This is a genomic window from Reyranella sp. (assembly GCF_030651995.1).
Taxonomy (GTDB): domain Bacteria; phylum Pseudomonadota; class Alphaproteobacteria; order Reyranellales; family Reyranellaceae; genus Reyranella.
Genome location: NZ_JAUSBN010000090.1, coordinates 17,761 through 33,343, shown reverse-complemented (window position 1 = coordinate 33,343; position 15,583 = coordinate 17,761). Strand labels below are relative to the sequence as shown.

20 protein-coding genes are annotated in these 15,583 nt (G+C 68.2%); 13 read left to right on the top strand and 7 right to left on the bottom strand.

All coding sequences use genetic code 11. The features are described 5' to 3' along the window. Positions 1-213 precede the first annotated feature (213 nt). The 5 genes from tsaD to Q7V45_RS26880 are packed head-to-tail and all read left to right on the top strand — an operon-like array spanning position 214 to position 4,202. Positions 214-1,251: a tRNA (adenosine(37)-N6)-threonylcarbamoyltransferase complex transferase subunit TsaD gene (tsaD, locus tag Q7V45_RS26900; protein WP_304857671.1), complete on the top strand. Its 1,038-nt coding sequence runs from the start codon at positions 214-216 to the stop codon at positions 1,249-1,251. A gap of 9 nt (positions 1,252-1,260) precedes the next feature. Continuing rightward, positions 1,261-1,896: a TIGR02466 family protein gene (locus tag Q7V45_RS26895; protein WP_304857670.1), complete on the top strand. Its 636-nt coding sequence runs from the start codon at positions 1,261-1,263 to the stop codon at positions 1,894-1,896. A 10-nt stretch (positions 1,897-1,906) separates the two neighbouring features. Then, positions 1,907-2,896: an NAD(P)H-dependent glycerol-3-phosphate dehydrogenase gene (locus Q7V45_RS26890; protein ID WP_304857668.1), complete on the top strand. Its 990-nt coding sequence runs from the start codon at positions 1,907-1,909 to the stop codon at positions 2,894-2,896. Positions 2,897-2,914: 18 nt separating this feature from the next. Further along, complete coding sequence (locus Q7V45_RS26885) at positions 2,915-3,319, top strand: EVE domain-containing protein (protein WP_304857666.1); 405 nt, start codon at positions 2,915-2,917, stop codon at positions 3,317-3,319. 22 nt (positions 3,320-3,341) lie between these two features. Continuing rightward, positions 3,342-4,202: a DMT family transporter gene (locus Q7V45_RS26880; protein WP_304857664.1), complete on the top strand. Its 861-nt coding sequence runs from the start codon at positions 3,342-3,344 to the stop codon at positions 4,200-4,202. A gap of 217 nt (positions 4,203-4,419) precedes the next feature. Here the strand turns inward: Q7V45_RS26880 and Q7V45_RS26875 are convergent, their stop codons facing one another. The 3 genes from Q7V45_RS26875 to Q7V45_RS26865 all read right to left on the bottom strand — a co-directional run bounded on the left by Q7V45_RS26875 (position 4,420) and on the right by Q7V45_RS26865 (position 7,114). Further along, a complete protein-coding gene (locus tag Q7V45_RS26875) occupies positions 4,420-5,163 on the bottom strand; it encodes a creatininase family protein (protein ID WP_304857662.1) in 744 nt (247 codons plus the stop codon). A gap of 75 nt (positions 5,164-5,238) precedes the next feature. Beyond that, positions 5,239-5,859: a hypothetical protein gene (locus tag Q7V45_RS26870; protein WP_304857660.1), complete on the bottom strand. Its 621-nt coding sequence runs from the start codon at positions 5,857-5,859 to the stop codon at positions 5,239-5,241. Positions 5,860-5,950: 91 nt separating this feature from the next. Next, positions 5,951-7,114 (bottom strand): diaminopropionate ammonia-lyase, encoded by a 1,164-nt coding sequence (locus tag Q7V45_RS26865; protein WP_304857658.1) that lies wholly within the window; start codon positions 7,112-7,114, stop codon positions 5,951-5,953. Between the two features lie 43 nt (positions 7,115-7,157). Here Q7V45_RS26865 and Q7V45_RS26860 point away from each other — a divergent pair, with 43 nt between their 5' ends. From Q7V45_RS26860 to Q7V45_RS26850, 3 genes are read left to right on the top strand one after another with little or no spacing between them, the layout of a single operon-like run. Beyond that, positions 7,158-7,424, top strand: coding sequence for a DUF6489 family protein (locus Q7V45_RS26860; protein ID WP_304857656.1), 267 nt, complete (start codon positions 7,158-7,160; stop codon positions 7,422-7,424). 7 nt (positions 7,425-7,431) lie between these two features. After that, the gene (locus tag Q7V45_RS26855; protein ID WP_304857654.1) at positions 7,432-7,782 is read left to right on the top strand and encodes a ferredoxin; all 351 of its coding nucleotides are present in this window, start codon (positions 7,432-7,434) and stop codon (positions 7,780-7,782) included. Between the two features lie 39 nt (positions 7,783-7,821). Further along, positions 7,822-7,959, top strand: coding sequence for a hypothetical protein (locus Q7V45_RS26850; protein ID WP_304857652.1), 138 nt, complete (start codon positions 7,822-7,824; stop codon positions 7,957-7,959). 331 nt (positions 7,960-8,290) lie between these two features. Here Q7V45_RS26850 and Q7V45_RS26845 read toward each other — a convergent pair whose 3' ends face one another. Both Q7V45_RS26845 and Q7V45_RS26840 read right to left on the bottom strand, forming a co-directional pair. Further along, complete coding sequence (locus tag Q7V45_RS26845; protein WP_304857650.1) at positions 8,291-8,590, bottom strand: hypothetical protein; 300 nt, start codon at positions 8,588-8,590, stop codon at positions 8,291-8,293. Between the two features lie 11 nt (positions 8,591-8,601). Next, on the bottom strand, positions 8,602-9,495 hold the full coding sequence (locus Q7V45_RS26840) for a cyclopropane-fatty-acyl-phospholipid synthase family protein (protein ID WP_304857648.1): 894 nt from the start codon (positions 9,493-9,495) through the stop codon (positions 8,602-8,604). 178 nt (positions 9,496-9,673) lie between these two features. Here Q7V45_RS26840 and Q7V45_RS26835 point away from each other — a divergent pair, with 178 nt between their 5' ends. Continuing rightward, on the top strand, positions 9,674-10,465 hold the full coding sequence (locus Q7V45_RS26835) for an aspartyl/asparaginyl beta-hydroxylase domain-containing protein (RefSeq protein WP_304857646.1): 792 nt from the start codon (positions 9,674-9,676) through the stop codon (positions 10,463-10,465). Between the two features lie 85 nt (positions 10,466-10,550). Here Q7V45_RS26835 and Q7V45_RS26830 read toward each other — a convergent pair whose 3' ends face one another. Both Q7V45_RS26830 and Q7V45_RS26825 read right to left on the bottom strand, forming a co-directional pair. After that, positions 10,551-11,288, bottom strand: coding sequence for an HAD family hydrolase (locus Q7V45_RS26830; protein ID WP_304857644.1), 738 nt, complete (start codon positions 11,286-11,288; stop codon positions 10,551-10,553). Position 11,289: 1 nt separating this feature from the next. Then, positions 11,290-12,471, bottom strand: a complete 1,182-nt coding sequence (locus Q7V45_RS26825) for a penicillin-binding protein activator (RefSeq protein ID WP_304857642.1) — start codon at positions 12,469-12,471, stop codon at positions 11,290-11,292. On the opposite strand from Q7V45_RS26825, the gene rsmI reads away from it, so the two are divergent. Genes rsmI through gshB form a run of 4 tightly spaced genes read left to right on the top strand, consistent with a single transcriptional unit; the run spans position 12,455 to position 15,581 of the window. Then, positions 12,455-13,393, top strand: a complete 939-nt coding sequence (gene rsmI / locus Q7V45_RS26820) for a 16S rRNA (cytidine(1402)-2'-O)-methyltransferase (RefSeq protein WP_370692670.1) — start codon at positions 12,455-12,457, stop codon at positions 13,391-13,393. The two genes, Q7V45_RS26825 and rsmI, sit on opposite strands and share 17 nt — an antisense overlap. Then, on the top strand, positions 13,390-13,755 hold the full coding sequence (locus Q7V45_RS26815; RefSeq protein ID WP_304857639.1) for a YraN family protein: 366 nt from the start codon (positions 13,390-13,392) through the stop codon (positions 13,753-13,755). Before rsmI ends, Q7V45_RS26815 begins: the two co-directional genes overlap by 4 nt. 3 nt (positions 13,756-13,758) lie before the next feature. Then, on the top strand, positions 13,759-14,586 hold the full coding sequence (locus tag Q7V45_RS26810) for a SirB1 family protein (RefSeq protein WP_304857638.1): 828 nt from the start codon (positions 13,759-13,761) through the stop codon (positions 14,584-14,586). Between the two features lie 38 nt (positions 14,587-14,624). Beyond that, complete coding sequence (gshB, locus tag Q7V45_RS26805; RefSeq protein WP_304857635.1) at positions 14,625-15,581, top strand: glutathione synthase; 957 nt, start codon at positions 14,625-14,627, stop codon at positions 15,579-15,581. The last annotated feature ends 2 nt before the right edge of the window (positions 15,582-15,583 follow it).

Here is a 15,583-nt window from a genome sequence, read left to right as displayed (position 1 = left end):
GACTTGGCGGATCGAATGGCCGGCCTGGTGTAGCTCGGCAACCTTGCCGCGCTCTTCAAGACTGAGCTGGTCGTATTGTTCGCCCATTGCAACACCCTAAGCTGGTGTTGCACTTCGTTTGTGAATTCAGGGGGACCTTTACCTCATTTGCGATTGCCCTACCGGACGATCCGTCATCTGGCGCCCCGGCGCGCGGGCCGCTAGAAGTCACGCATGCGCGTGCTGGGCATCGAAACGAGCTGTGACGAGACCGCCGTCGCCGTGGTCGAGGGTGCGGCGGGGACCCAGCCGGTCGGCCGGATCCTGTCCAACACGGTCTACAGCCAGCTCACCGAGCATCGGCGGTTCGGCGGCGTGGTGCCGGAGATCGCGGCGCGGGCGCATCTCGAGCGCCTTGATGGGCTGGTTGCCCAGGCGCTCGACGAAGCGGGCGTCGGGCTGGCCGATCTCGACGCCATCGCCGCGACCGGCGGGCCGGGGCTGATCGGCGGCGTGATGGTCGGCGTCATGACCGCCAAGGCGCTGGCCTTCGCGCACGACAAGCCGTTCATCGCGGTCAACCATCTCGAAGGTCATGCGCTCTCCGTGCGGCTGACCGAGCCGGTGTCGTTTCCCTATCTGCTGCTGCTCGTGTCGGGCGGCCATTGCCAGCTCCTCACGGTGCGCGGTCCCGGCGACTTCACGCGGCTGGGCACGACCATCGACGATGCGGCGGGCGAATGCTTCGACAAGACCGCCAAGCTGCTGGGGCTGGGTTTTCCCGGCGGGCCCGCGGTCGAGCGGGCGGCCGCAGGCGGCGACCCGCGCCGCTTCGCGCTGCCGCGTCCGATGTGGCGCAAGCCCGGCTGCGACTTCTCCTTCTCCGGCCTCAAGACCGCCGTGCGCCAGACGGTCGAGAAGCTGCCGGCCGACGATCCGCGCGCCGTCGCCGATCTCTGCGCCTCCTTCCAGCGCACGGTGGGCGACGTCTTCGCCGACCGCTGCGCCAACGCGCTGGCGCTGGCCCCGTCATCGACGCTCGTGGTGGCCGGCGGCGTCGCGGCCAATGTGTATCTGCGCGGTCGGCTCGAAGAGGTCGCGGCGGCGCACGGCGCGAAGCTGGTCGCCCCGCCGGTCAGGCTCTGCACCGACAATGGCGCCATGATCGCCTGGGCCGGCGTCGAACGGCTGCGCCTCGGCCAGGTCGATGCGCTCGATTTTCGTCCCCGGCCGCGCTGGCCGCTCGATCCCGCCGCCGCCAATCGGATGTAGAGTGCCGCCATGAGCCAGGCCCCGCCCGCCTTCGACACCGTCGCCGCCTTCGCGACGCCGATCCTGATCGCCGATCTTTCCGACGGTCCGCAGCTCAATGCCGCGCTGATCCCGGTCCTGGCCAAGCGCGAGGCCGAGCAACCGAACGAGCCGCACAGCACGCTCGGCGGCTGGCAGTCGACCTGGGACCTCGACAAATGGGCGGGCGTTGCGGCGATCAAGCTGCTGGCGATCGCGCGCAACATCGCCAACCGCAGCACCAGCGATCGCGAAGGCAATGCCGTCACGATCGCGTGGAAGGCCAACATCTGGGCCAACATCAACCGCGGCGGCCACGGCAACGAATTCCATTCCCATCCCGGCAGCTACTGGTCGGGCGTCTACTATGTCGACGATGGCGGCATCCCGGCCGATCCGTCGCTGGGCGGCGAACTCGAGTTCATGGATCCGCGCGGACCGGCGCCGGCGATGTACGCGCCCTATCTCGCCTTCAGCCTGCCGGGCGGCCTGTCGGTCGGCACCAACCAGACGATCTCGCCGCGGGCCGGGCGGCTGGTGATGTTCCCGTCGTGGGTGCTGCACCAGGTGCGGCCCTATCGCGGCACCGCCCAGCGCATCTCCATCGCCTTCAATCTCAGCCTGTGACAGGGATCGCGTGACGGGCATCGCGCATATCGGCGTCGTGGGCGGCGGCGCCTGGGGGACGGCGCTGGCCTGTCTCGGTCGCCGGGCCGGTCGCAAGGTGACCCTCTGGTCGCGCGATCGCAGTGTTTCGGCCGCGATCGCGCACGACCGTCGCAACGAGATCTACCTGCCGGGGCAATCGCTCGACGCCGGCATCGAAGCGGCAACGGACCTCGCCCGGCTCGCCGACTGCGATGCGATCCTTCTGGTCTGTCCGGCCCAGGCGTTGCGCGTCGTGGCGCAGGACCTGCCCGGAAGCGGTCCCGTCGTGATCTGCGCCAAGGGCATCGAGGCCACGAGCGGCCTGCTGATGCCCGAGGTGCTGGCCGAGGTTCTGCCCGGTCGCCCCATCGCCATGCTCTCGGGTCCGAGCTTCGCCGAGGAAGCGGTCCAGGGTCTTCCCACGGCGGTCAGCATCGCCACCGCCGATGCCGCCCTCGGGCGCGACCTCGCGGCCTCGCTCGCCGCCGGCATGTTCCGGCCCTACTGGACTGACGATGTGGTGGGCGTGTCGCTGGGGGGCGCCGTGAAGAACGTGCTGGCCATCGCGGCCGGCATCGTCGAGGGCCGCGGCCTCGGCCACAACGCCGCCGCCGCGCTGATCACGCGTGGCTTCGCCGAGATGGCGCGGCTGGGCCTCGCCATGGGTGCCCGTCTCGAAACGCTGACGGGGCTGAGCGGGCTCGGCGATCTCGTGCTCACCTGTCAGGGACCGTTGTCGCGCAATCGCTCGCTCGGTGCTGCGCTCGGCAAGGGCACGTCATACGAAACCTACATGCAGGGCCGGCGGCAGGTGGTCGAAGGCGCGGCGACGGCGCCGGCGGTTCTCGAACGCGCCGCGAAGCTCGGCATCGAGATGCCGATATGCACCGCCGTCGATGCTATCCTGCATCGCGGCGCGGATCTCGACGAGTCGATTCGCGCCCGGTTGGCGCGGCCGCTGCGGCGCGAAGGCAAATAAGAAGGCGGGGGAAACGAAATGGCTTACTGGCTCATCAAGTCCGAGCCCTCGGTCTATTCCTGGGCGCAGTTCGTGAAGGATGGCGAGACCTCCTGGACGGGCGTGCGCAACGCCCAGGCCGCGATCAACCTCAAGGCGATGAAGCCCGGCGACCGCTGCTTCTTCTACCATTCCAACGAGGGCAAGGAGATCGTGGGCATCGCCGAGGTCGTGAAGCCCGCCTATCCCGATCCCACCGACGCGGCGGGCAAGGCCGTGACCGTCGACGTGAAGCCGGTCGCGCCGGTGAAGAACCCGGTGACGCTGGCCGCGATCAAGGCCGATCCCAAGCTCGCGGATTTCGGCCTGGTGCGCCAGTCGCGCCTCTCGGTGGTGCCGGTCTCCGCCGAGCAGTGGAAGATGATCGAGAAGATGGCGAAGTAGTCACTTCGTCAGCAGCCCGATCATGATCGACAATACCCGCGGCATCGTGGCGATGCTGGCGTCTGTCGTCGTCTTCATCTTCAACGATGCGCTGATCAAGCTCGCGGCCGAGACCGTGCCGTCGGTCCAGTCGATCGGCGTGCGCGGGCTCTTCGCCACGCTGTGGTGTGCGCTGGCGCTGCTGGCGACGGGCGCCTGGCGCAAGATGGCCTACGCGGTCCATCCCAAGGTCATGCTGCGCGGCGGCCTGGAAGCCGGCGCGGCCATCATCTACCTGATCGCGCTGTTCCAGATCCCCTTTGCGATCGCCACCGCCGTCAACCTCTCCACGCCGCTGATCCTGACGGTGCTCGCCGTCCTCATGCTCAAGGAGGATGTCCGCTGGCGGCGGTGGACCGCGGTGGGCGTGGGCTTCGTGGGCGTGCTGCTGGTGATCCAGCCGCGACCGAGCGACATCAACGGCTGGACCTGGGTGGCGCTCACCGGCACGTTTCTCGGCGCCTTTCGCGACATCATCGCGCGTCACCTGCCGCCGGCCGTGCCGACGCTGGTCGTGTCCTTCACCACGGCGATCACCGTCGCTCTCGTCGGCTGCGCCTGGGCCCTGGTCGAAGGCTGGCAGCCGATCGATGCGCGCGCCCTGGGCTACATCGTGGCGTCGTCGCTGCTGCTCGCGATCGGCTACCAGTTCCTCGTGATCGCGCTGCGCTCGGGCGGCGAGATCTCGGTCATGGGATCGTTTCGCTATTCCTCGATCCTGTGGGCGCTCGCCATCGGCTACGTCGTGTGGGGCGAGGTCCCCAACACCCTGGCGCTCGCCGGCATCGCGGTGATCGTGGGCTCAGGCCTCTACATCCTGCATCGTGAGCGGGTGTCGCGATAGCAGACCTCAGTTGTTTCAGATGCAGGAGCGTTCAACTCACGCCCCCGAGTTTGTCCAGCCGTCTCGATTGGTACGCACGTTGTCATCCCGAGCGCAGCGAGGGACCTTTGTTCGGTGGCTCTAAAGGTCCCTCGCTGCGCTCGGGATGACAATTTTTCCTATCCGAAATCGCGCGCCATTTTCCCCGGACAGTCTTGCATTCAGATGGGGAGTTACTCTACCGCGCCACCCAGGCCTCGTAGTCGCGGGCGACCTCCTCGACGGCGGTGTCGTAGAAGCGCTTGCCGTGTTCGGGCGTGGCCTGGTTGGGGTCCGAGCCGATGCGGCCGTCGGGGAAGGTGCGGCGATAATCCTCGGCGTCGGCGAAGGAGCCGTTCGGCGCGATGCGCGGCTCCATCTCCTTGCGCTGGATCGTCTCGGGATACTTGTACCAGGTGAGCGCCACCTCGGAGGCGGTGGCGTGGCTGCCCTCGCCGGTCGGATAGAGTTCGGAACTCAGCCGCTTGATGCCGGGCCCGTCCCACCAGTTGCGGAGCGCGCACTTGATGGAGGGCTGGTTGCTCATCCGCTCCATCGAACGCTCGGCATAGATCTCGGAGAAGGCCGCGGTGACGGTGGCGATGTTGCCGCCATGGCCGTTCACGAAGAAGAAGCGGGTGAAGCCGTGCCGCGCCAGCGAGACGACCGTGTCGCGCACGACGGCGATCAGGGTGGTCGGCTTCAGGGTGATGGAGCCCGCGAAGTCGAGATGATGCTGCGCCATGCCGACCGAGATGGTCGGCGCCACCAGCGCGCCCACCTTCTCGCCGGCGCCGCGGGCGATCATTTCCGCCGTCAGCGCGTCGGTGCCGATCAGGCCGGTCGGGCCATGCTGCTCGGTCGAGCCGATGGGGATGATGATGCCGGTCTTGGACTTGAGATAGTCGTCGACGAACTGCCAGGTCTTGAGCTGAAGCTGCACGAACCGAAACTCCTGTGATGTGCCCACAGGATGCGTCGCTTCGTGCAGCGAGACAAGAATGTCAGTGAGCCGATGTCAGGCTGGCACGACCTTCGCGGCCAGCCGGCGGCGGTCGAGATCGGCCAGTGCCTTGTCGCGGGCGTCGGAGATCTGCTTGGCCTCGATCGTGCAGAGTTCGCGGTCCGTCGAGCCGCAGCGCGTGTTTACGAGGTCGATTTCGGCCTTGGCGCCGGCCTCGATGCGCTGGCGGATGCCGGCATAGTGGGCGTCGCGCGCCTCGTCGCTCGGGAAGCTCGCCGGTGTCAGGATGACCATCACGCGCTCGGGGTACTTGTTGTTGGCGCCGGAGGCTGCATCGATGGCGACGCCGACCAGTCCGCCCAGCAGGATGTTGCCCACCGTGGCACCGGTGAAGCTGGCGACCAGGACCTCGTTCGACTGCTCGTAGCCCTCGAGGGTGCAGCTCAGGATGACGGTTTCCTTGGAGCGCGAGAGGCCCACCTTGCCCGGTGTCGGCTTGATGAACCCGACGGTGGCGCCCTGGCGATTGACCGTGCAGGTGGCGCCCTTCGGCTCGCTATCCACGTAGACTTCCTGGGTGGTGCCGCCGACCACCGTCGCACAAGCCGCCGTCGTCGCCAGCAGGCCGACAGCCATCATCAGGCGGCCAAGGCCCGCCACTTTCTCCAGGTTCATTCTCTCGCGTCTCCCCCTGCCGGAAGGCCCGGCGGGAGGAGTGCTACCACGAGGCGTGTGAGACAGGGAAGATCAACTATGCGATGTGCTGTCAGGATGGCAGCGGCTCGCCCAGATTGCCTTCGCTGTTGATCAGCAGCACGCGCGAGGTCGGGCCGAGGCCCAGCGCCTTGAAGGCGTCCGCGTCGGTGCAGACGCGCATCAGGCCGGCAAGGCCGGCGCAGCCCGACGGGCCGGAGATGATCGCGGGATCGTTTCCCAGCGGATTGGCGTAGAGCCGGCGGGCCGGCAGGACGCTGTCTTCCCCGATGGTCATGAACCAGTCGGCGGCCGCGCCGATGATCGGCCAGGTCACGGGCGAGATTTCGCGGCAGGCCAGTCCGCCCATCACCGTATCGGCATTGCCGCTGGCCAGCGTGGGCTTGCCGGCGAGGTTGCTCTGGAACCAGCAATCCGCGCTCTCGGGCTCGACCACGATCGAGACCGGGCGCTCGTCGCACACCGCCCAGAGATAGCCGATCACCGCCGCCGCCAGGCCACCGACGCCGGCCTGCACGAATACATGGGTGGGCGCTGCGCCCCATTGCTCGACGGCCGCCTCGTGGACCAGCACGCAATAGCCGCGCATGACGCTGCGCGGCACCTGGTCGTAGCCCTCCCACGACGTGTCGGAGATGATCGTCCAGCCGTTGGTCTCGGCCTGGCGGCGGCACTCGGCGACCGCGGTGTCGTAGTCGCCGTCGACGCGGATCACCTCGGCGCCACGCGCCCGGATGGCGGCCTCCTTCTCGGCGCTGGTGAACTTCGGCAGGAAGATCACGCAGCGATTGCCGAACAGCTTCGCGCCGGCGGCGACGGAGCGGCCGTGGTTGCCCGAGCTGGCGGCAGTGAACACGAAGCGGCCGGTGATTTCCTTGTGCTCGCCCTTCATCACGCTCTCGAAGGAGGGCGTGGAATGGTGGGCCTCGCCGACCGCGCCGGTCAGCACGTTGGCGACGGCGATCACGCCGCCCAGCGCCTTGAAGGCGCCGAACCCGAAGCGCTGGCTCTCGTCCTTGACCCGGATCTCGCCCACGCCCAGCCGCTGGGCCAGCGCCGGCAGTTCGTAGAGCGGTGTCGGTCTGTGTGCCGGGCAGGCCTTCAGCTCCTCGCACAGTTCGGGAATCCCGTTGGGATTGATCACGAACTGCTGCTCGCGACCGAAGGGCAGGGGGCGCGTGGCGCGCGGATTCTTGGTCAGCCAGGGGGTCGTCATGCCCGGGTCATAGCATGCTAAGCTCCCCAAAACGGAGTGGCCCATGAAGGTGAATGTCGAAGTGACCTGCACGCCCGAGGAGGCCCGCGCCTTCATGGGCCTGCCGGACATCAAGCCGATGCAGGATCGCATCATGAGCGAGATCGAGGAGCGCCTGCGCTCCAGCCTGGGGTCGATGAACCCCGAGACGATCTTCAAGACCTGGCTGCCGGCCTCCATGCAGGGCATGGACCAGATGCAGCAGATGCAGCAGGTCTTCTGGTCCCAGCTCGCCAACATCGCCACCGGCGGAACGGCCAAGAAGGAATAGCGAGATCATGAGCCAGCGCGACAAGCCAGCCGATCCCAGGCCCTACTACGAAGCCCACGTCTTCTGCTGCACCAACCGACGCCCGGCCGGTCACCCGCGCGGCTGCTGCGCCGAGCGCGGCGGCGAGGCCCTGCGCGACCACATGAAGAGCCGCGCCAAGGCGCTCGGCCTCAAGAACGTGCGCATCAACAACGCCGGGTGCCTCGACCGCTGCGAACTGGGGCCGACCCTCGTCATCTATCCGGAAGGGATCTGGTACCGGGTGCCGACCAAGGAAGACGTCGACGAGGTGCTGGACACCCACCTGCTCAAGGGCGGCCGGGTCGAGCGGCTGATGCTGAAGCCGGAAGACAAGTAGCCGGCGAGCATAAATTATCCGTCGTCTCAGGGCGGGGGTGTGCGGCCGCCCGTAGTCACGCGCGACGTGTCGAATATCGGCCACTATGGAAGCGGCGATCTGGAGATCACCCTGTCGACGCCGGGCGACCTGGAACGCGCGACAGCACTCCTCAAGCGCAGCTACGACGAGTCCTGACCGGTCGTCCATCGTGGACGGCCTAACGCGCGGGCCAGAGCTTCCCGCTTCAAATTCATCCACCCACCACCCTCATCCTGAGGAGCACGCCGAAGGCGTGCGTCTCGAAGGATGGGCAACAAACGTGGTGCTCGTGCCCATGCTTCGAGACGGCCCTTCGGGCCTCCTCAGCATGAGGTTGGTGGGGCGGCAATTCTATCTTGATCGGAGAGATCCTGGAGTTTCCCCGGTGCCGGTCGGGGCGTCCAACCGAAACAAACGAAATAAACGAAACAACTGTCGGGGAAACGGCCTCCCCCCGTGCGGCGATTCCCCCGGGTCGTTCTCGAAGTCAGGTCCTCGTCAGCAGCTCCGTCGCGAGGGCCGTCCATTCCTCGTCGAGCGACTGCGGCGCCACCGGCCGGCCCGCCCGCCGGTACCAGTAGCCGGCGTTCGCGAGATCGCCTTCCTGGCGGTGGAGATGGGCGTGCACGCTGTCGCAGTCGGCCTCGCCCTCGTGTGCCTGGACGCATTCGTGGGCCTGCGCCCAGTCGCCGCGGCGCGCCCACCACAGGGCCTGCAGGGCGGGGCTGGATCCGGCGGGTGGCGCGTCGGCCGTGAGGCTGGCGGCGAAGGCGTCGAGGGCGGTCATGGCGGCTCCGGCTAGCGGCGCTTCAGGCGGAAGCGCAGCAGGTGCAGGCGGTGCGAGAAGAACCCCCAGGCGGAGAATTTGAGATAGCGTTCATAGCGCCGCGTCTGCTCCTTGCCGACCATCTCGAGCGCTTCGGCCCGCCGGTTCTTGAGATTGGCCGCCCAGATCTCGCAGGTCCGGCCATAGTCGGTGCGGTCGTTGCGGAAGCGCTCGACCTCGAAGATCCCGTTGGCGGCGGCCAGGATCTCGGGCAGGCGCGGCAGTTCCGATTCGGGAAAGATGTCTTCGACCAGGGGACCCATCGGCACTTTGTCGTCGGGATCGCCATAGGCGATGGTCTGCAAGGTCATGCGCGCATCGGGCGCCAGCATGTCGTGGCAGCGCGTGAAGAAGTGGCGGTAGATCGCGGTCTTGGTGGCCGCATCGTCCTTGGGCTTGGTGAAGTGCTCGAACGCGCCGACCGAGATGATGGCGCCGTAGGGCTCGGCCGGCCGGTGGTCGGCCCAGCTCTCGACGCGGATCTCGACGGGCGGCGAGCCGGCGTCGCGCAGCGCGGCGCGAGCGAGTTCGGCCTGGGCATCGCTCAGGGTCAGTCCGACGCCGCGCTGCAACGGCTCGGCGCCGGGCGCCCGCGTGGCGACCGCGGCGCGCAACATGCCGCCCCAGCCGCAGCCGATGTCGAGCAGGGAGGTCGCGCGGTCGGCGCCGGCGTGGCGCAGGTGCCAGTCGATCTTGCGGCGCTGGGCATCGGCGAGGGAGGCGGTGTCGTCCTCGTCGCGCCACATCGCCGAGGAGTAGGTCATCGTCTCGTCGAGCCACAGCCGATAGAAATCGTTGCCGACGTCGTAGTGCGAACGGATGGCCTCCGGCGAGGCGCCGGCAGCCTGAGCGCTTTGAGTGGTCATGGGCGCACCATAGGCCATTCGCCGACGCAGCGGACCACCCGGTTTTTGCGACATTCGGGTTATTGCATCGGGGAAAAGTTTGTCCCAGAAATACGCGCTGTTCGATGCACGAGGCAGCATCTACTCGCGTTTTTCGTGCAAGAAAATCGGGACTGGCAGCAGGCAGGATTGCTCCCGCATGACGACGACGGATGTACCGCAGGGCGTTGGCCAGAAGGGCCGCTTCTATCTCACGAAGAATATCTGGGTGCCCCAGGAGCCACTCGAGAATCTAAATCTCAGGCTCTCGGACTGGATTCTGCAGAACATGCCCAGGCTGCCGCTGGCCGGCGAGGAGGCGTTGAAGTCGTTTCCGTTCCTGGCCGAGCTCAGGAAGCGCCACGACAAGATCAAGGCCGACCTCGCCTACCTGCTCAGCCATCACGAGGAAATCCCCACCCTGCACGAGGTCCATCCGCGCGACCTCTACGTGCCGGGTCGCGCCTGGCGCACCTTCATCCTGAAGATCTACGGTCACGAGATCACGGAGAACACGGCAGCGGTTCCCGACACGATGGCGGCCATCAACCGGATACCCGGGGTGCACACGGCCCTGTTCAGCATCCTGGCCGGGCGGGCCGAGATCGAGCCCCATCGCGGCTCCGCGGCGGGCGTCGTGCGCTTCCATTACCCGCTGATCGTGCCGAGCGAGCCGGAGAAGTGCTGGATCGAGATCGGCGGGCACCATTTCTTCTGGGAAGAAGGCGTGCCGCTGGTGTTCGACGATACGCGCGAGCATTGGGTCAAGAACCAGACCGACGAGACGCGCGTCGTACTGATCATCGACTTCAACGCCGACATGCCGTTTCCGGTGAACCTCTATACCGGGCTGCGCTACGCGCTCGGCCGACGCAGCGCCGAGGTGAAGGCGGTCATCGACCGCGCCGCAATCGGCGTGCCGCCGCGCAGCGCGGGCAACGGCGCGGCGTAGGGTACTTCCCGTGGTCCTGAGCGGAGCCGCCCGCAGGGCGGCGCAGTCGAAGGACGACGGAATTGGTTGTTGTTTGGCTTGAACTCTACTCGATCAGTTCGGCGAGGCGCTTGATGATGCGGGTCGGCTTGGCCGTCGCGTTCGCGGGCACGCCGGCGTCGAACGGGTCGTACCAGATGCCGCACATGCCCAGCGCCTGCGGCGCCACCACTTCCCATTCGTAGTTGTCGCCGACCATCCAGGCGTCTTCCGGGCCGACGCCCAGCCGCTCCAGCGCGTGGCGGTAGACCGCCAGTTCGGGTTTGCCCTGGCCGAATTCGCCCTCGATCTGGATGTGATGGAAGCGATGGGCGAGTTCGAACCGCTCGATCTTGGCCCGCTGAGTCTCGCCCGCGCCGTTGGTCACGAGCGCCAGCCGGACGCCGGCATCGCGCAGCGCGTCCACCGTGGCATGGGCGTCGGGGTAGAGCCGGTATTCCTGGCGCCTCAGTTCCGTGAAGGAATCGGCGATGCGGTCGGCCAGCGCGTCATCCTCGCGGCCGAGCCGGCCGAGCCCGCGCCGGACCGAGAGACGCCGCGCGCCGGCGATGTCGAGCCGCCACTTCGCGGCCTCGGCCCGGTCGTTCCAGAAGGCCCGCGCCTCCTCCATGATGGCCGTGCGCACGCGCGCGATGGACGCCTCGTCATGGGCGTCGAGATGGGCGGAAAAGACATGGAGCAGGCGCGTCCACGCCTCCTCGGGCTGGGCGTAGGCGCGGATCAGCGTGTCGTCCATGTCGAACAGTATCGCGCGGGGGAGGCCCGCTTTGGGAAGATCGGCCATGTCAGTTCGTCGGCTGGCCGGCGAAGGTAGAGGGGGCGGGACTGACGACCACGCCGCGGTCGCCCTGGATCTCGATCACGGCGAGCGCCCGCTCGGAGCGGCCGTCGGGCAGGAAGCGGAAGATGCCGTCGACACCCGACCATCCGTTTGGATTGGCGATCGCCTCGGCCGAGAAGTCGCCGCCCGGCTTCAGCCGCGCGAGCTGGCCGGCAAGCCCCACACCGTCGTAGGCGAGCGTCGCCAGCCGGTGCGGCGGCCGGCCATAGGTCGAAACGAACCGGCGCTCGAAGTCGGCACGTTTTGCCGGATCGGGCGCGGCGTACCAGGCGCCGCGCAGCATGGTCTCCGCGCCGACGCCGGGGAAATCCCACACGCCCGTGCCGATGAGCTGGATGGCGCGGCCGTCGAGGCCGTTGGTGGCGAGGGAGGCGAGCGCGGTCGACAGGAGGGGCGGCGCCACCGGCACGAGGACCGCGACCTTGCTGCTTTCCCCCTCGGTCCGGGCCGAAGCGGCGAGCAGCCGGGCCTGCGCCGGGATGTCGGCGCCGTTGGGGTCGAAGAACTCGCGGCCGACCACGGTGCCGCCGCGCCGCGTGACATAGGTCTCGAGCGTGCTCGACATCTGCTGGCCGTAGGGCGTCTGCGGCGCGAAGGTCGCGAAGCGGCGGATGCCGGCCTCGAAGGCATGGTCGACCACGCGCCGGACCTGCGGCGGGGCGGCGATGCCCATGATCCAGACGCCGCGCTGAGCCACCTGCTCGTCGTTGGAGAAGGCCACCACGTTCATGCCGCCCTGGTTGACCAGGGGCACCAGGGCCGAGGCCGACGTCCCGTAGAGCGGTCCCAGGACGAGGGCCGCCCCGTCGAGCCGGGCCTTGCGGTAGGCCTCGATGGCGGTGTCGGCGCTCTCGCCGCTGTCATAGGCCGACAGGGCGATATCCTTGGAGCCGGTGTCGAACAGCGCCATTTCGGCCGCCTGCTGCATGGCCTGCCCGATCGGCGCGGCACGACCGCTGAGCGGCAGCAGGAGGGCAATGCGCGCCTTGCCGGACGCGGTCAGCGGGGAACCGGCCTTGGGCGTGACAGTCACCGCCTGCGCCGTCCTCGTGCTAGGCTTGGGCGGCTCGCTGCAGGCGCCCACCAGAAGGGCGGCAGTGGCAAGCGCAATGAATGACCTACGCATCGGCGCGTACTCCGGCGATCGGAAACAGATGGACTTGGACGAACGACCCCAAGCTACCGGTGGGCAGCCCCCGCGTAAACCGCCGCTCGCTCCGGGGCTGCATATTGTTGCCACACCCATCGGCAACATGCGCGACATCACGCTGCGCGCGCTCGACGTGCTGCAAGCGGCCGACCTGATCGCCTGCGAGGATACCCGCGTGTTCGCCAAACTCGCGACCCACTACGGCATTTCCGCCCCAACCGTGTCCTACAGCGACGCCACGCAGGACAAGTCCGAGCCGCGTCTCGTGCGGGCGCTGGCCGCCGGCAAGAGCGTCGCCCTGGTTTCGGATGCCGGCATGCCGCTGATCTCCGATCCGGGCTATCGGCTGGTGCGGGCGGCGGTCGAGGCCGGCCATCCGGTCACCTCGGCGCCGGGCCCCTCGGCCGTTCCAATGGCGCTGGCCCTGTCGGGACTGCCGACCGACCGCTTCTTCTTCGCGGGCTTCCTGCCGGCCAAGGCGACGGATCGGCGGCGTGCCATCGGCGAGGTGGCGTCCATTCCGTCGACCCTCGTGTTCTTCGAGGCGCCGCATCGCCTGCCTGAGTCGCTGGCCGATCTGGTGGACCTGCTGGGCGATCGCCCGGCGGCCGTGGCGCGCGAGCTCACCAAGCTGTTCGAGGAGGTCCGCCGTGCCCCGCTCGGCGCGCTGGCGGCCCACTACGCCAGCCATCCCGACGTGAAGGGCGAGATCGTGATCGTGATCGGTGCGCCCTCCGCCGACACGGAGCGCAGCGCCGGCACCGTCGACGATGCCTTGCGGGAGGCGATGACGGGGGCGTCGGTGAAGGATGCCGCGGCCGAGGTGGCGGCGCGCTACGGGCTGAAGCGGCGCGACGTCTATGCCCGCGCCCTCGAGCTGAAGCGCGGCGCGCCGTGACGACCAAGGCCCGCCAGAAGGCCTACCGCATGGGTCATGCCGCCGAATGGCGGGCGGTATGGCGGCTACGGCTCGGCGGCTACACGATCCTGGTGCGGCGCTACAAGACGCGGCTGGGCGAGATCGACATCGTGGCGCGCCGCGGCAGCGTGCTGGCCTTCGTCGAGGTCAAGGCGCGCGGCGATTTCGTGAAGGCGGCCGACGCGCTGGGGGATCGTCAGTTCGGCCGCGTGTCGCGCGCCGCCAGCCTGTTCATCGCCCATCATCCGCGCTATGCCGCCTGCTCGGTGCGCTTCGATGCGGTGCTGGTCGGTGGCGTGTGGCCGCGCCACCTGCCCGACGTCTGGCAAGCGCCGGAGTGATTCGTGACGGATGATCTGACGAATGACCTGGGGCGACTGAAGGATCTTTGTGCCGGCGACGGCGAGCGGATCGACCTGCTCGAGGCGGGATTCCTGCTGAGCGTCCTCGGCGGCGGGGCGCCGACGGACCTTGCGCCCTTCCGCCAGCATGTGACGGCAATGACCGACGACCTGGCGGATCTGGTGCATCGGCGCGGTGCGACGCCGGAAGCGCTGTCGGCGGTGATCGCGCGGTCCTACGCCTATCGCGGCGACAGCGAGACCTACGACGACCTGCAGAACGCCGACCTGGTGCGCGTCATCGAGCGCCGCAAGGGCCTGCCCGTCGCGCTGTCGATCCTCTACCTGCATGTCGCCCGCGCCCAGGGCTGGCAGGCCGAGGGCCTGGCGTTCCCGGGTCATTTCCTGATCCGCATCGGTATCGACGGCGCCCGCCATGTCATCGATCCCTTCCACGAGGGGGCCGTGCGCGAGGCCGCGGATCTGCGCAGGCTCCTGCGGCAGGTCCTGGGCCCCGACGCCGAACTCGCGCCGGCTCATTTCGATGCCGTCTCCGACCGCGACGTGCTGCTGCGACTTGAGAACAACGTGCGGCTGCGCCTCGCCAGACGCGAGGACTGGCACGGGACGGCGCGCTCGCTCGACCGTATGCTGGCGATCGCGCCGGACCGGATCGAACTGCTGTTCGAGGCCGGCCAGCTCAATGCACGCCTCGACAAGCGGCGGGCGGCCATCGCGGCCTATGAACGCATCCTCGAACTCGACGGCGACGACGACCTCCGCCGGCAGGCCTCGGCCCTGTTGCAGGAACTGCGACGCGGCCTTAACTGAAACCACTCGACCTCAGCCCCGCCAGTCAGGATTCCGCCATGAAGCTCAACGTCGCCATCCAGATGGACCATGTCTCGACGATCGACATCGACGGCGATTCGACCTTCGTGCTGGGGTTGGAGGCCGAGAAGCGCGGCTATGCGGTCTGGCACTATACGCCGCCCGACCTGATCTTCCGCGACCGCAAGGTGATGGCACGCGCGCAGCCGTTGAAGCTGCGCCGCGAGAAGGGCAACCATTTCACGCTCGGCGCGCCCGAGATGATCGATCTGTCGACCTTCGACGTCGTGCTGCTGCGCCAGGACCCGCCGTTCGACATGTCGTACATCACGACGACGCACCTGCTCGAGCACATCCATCCGAAGACGCTGGTGGTCAACGATCCGGCCAGCGTGCGCAACGCGCCGGAGAAGCTGTTCGTCACGCATTTCGACAATGTGATGCCGCCGACGCTGATCACCGCCGATGCGCGCGCGCTGCGCGAGTTCCGCGACGAGCATCAGGACATCATCCTGAAGCCGCTGTTCGGCAACGGTGGCGCCGGCGTCTTCCGCGTTCGCCCCGACGACGAGAATTTCGCGTCGCTGCTGGAGATGTTCTCGCAGCGCAGCCGCGAGCCGGTGATCGCCCAGCGCTACCTTCCCGAGGTCCGCAAGGGCGACAAGCGCATCATCCTGATCGACGGCAAGCCGGTCGGCGCGATCGATCGGGTTCCGGCGGCCGGCGAGGCGCGCTCCAACATGCATGTCGGCGGCAAGGCGGTTAAGGCGTCTCTCACCAAGCGTGACATCGAGCTGTGCGAGACGATCGGCCCGGAGCTCGCCCGGCTCGGCCTGATCTTCGTCGGCATCGACGTGATCGGCGACTATCTCCCCGAGATCAACGTCACCTCGCCGACCGGCCTGCAGCAGATCAATCGCTTCGACGGCGTCTCGCTGGAGGCGCAGATCTGGGACCGTGTCGAGGTCCGCTATCAGGAAACCCGCGGGAGATAGCC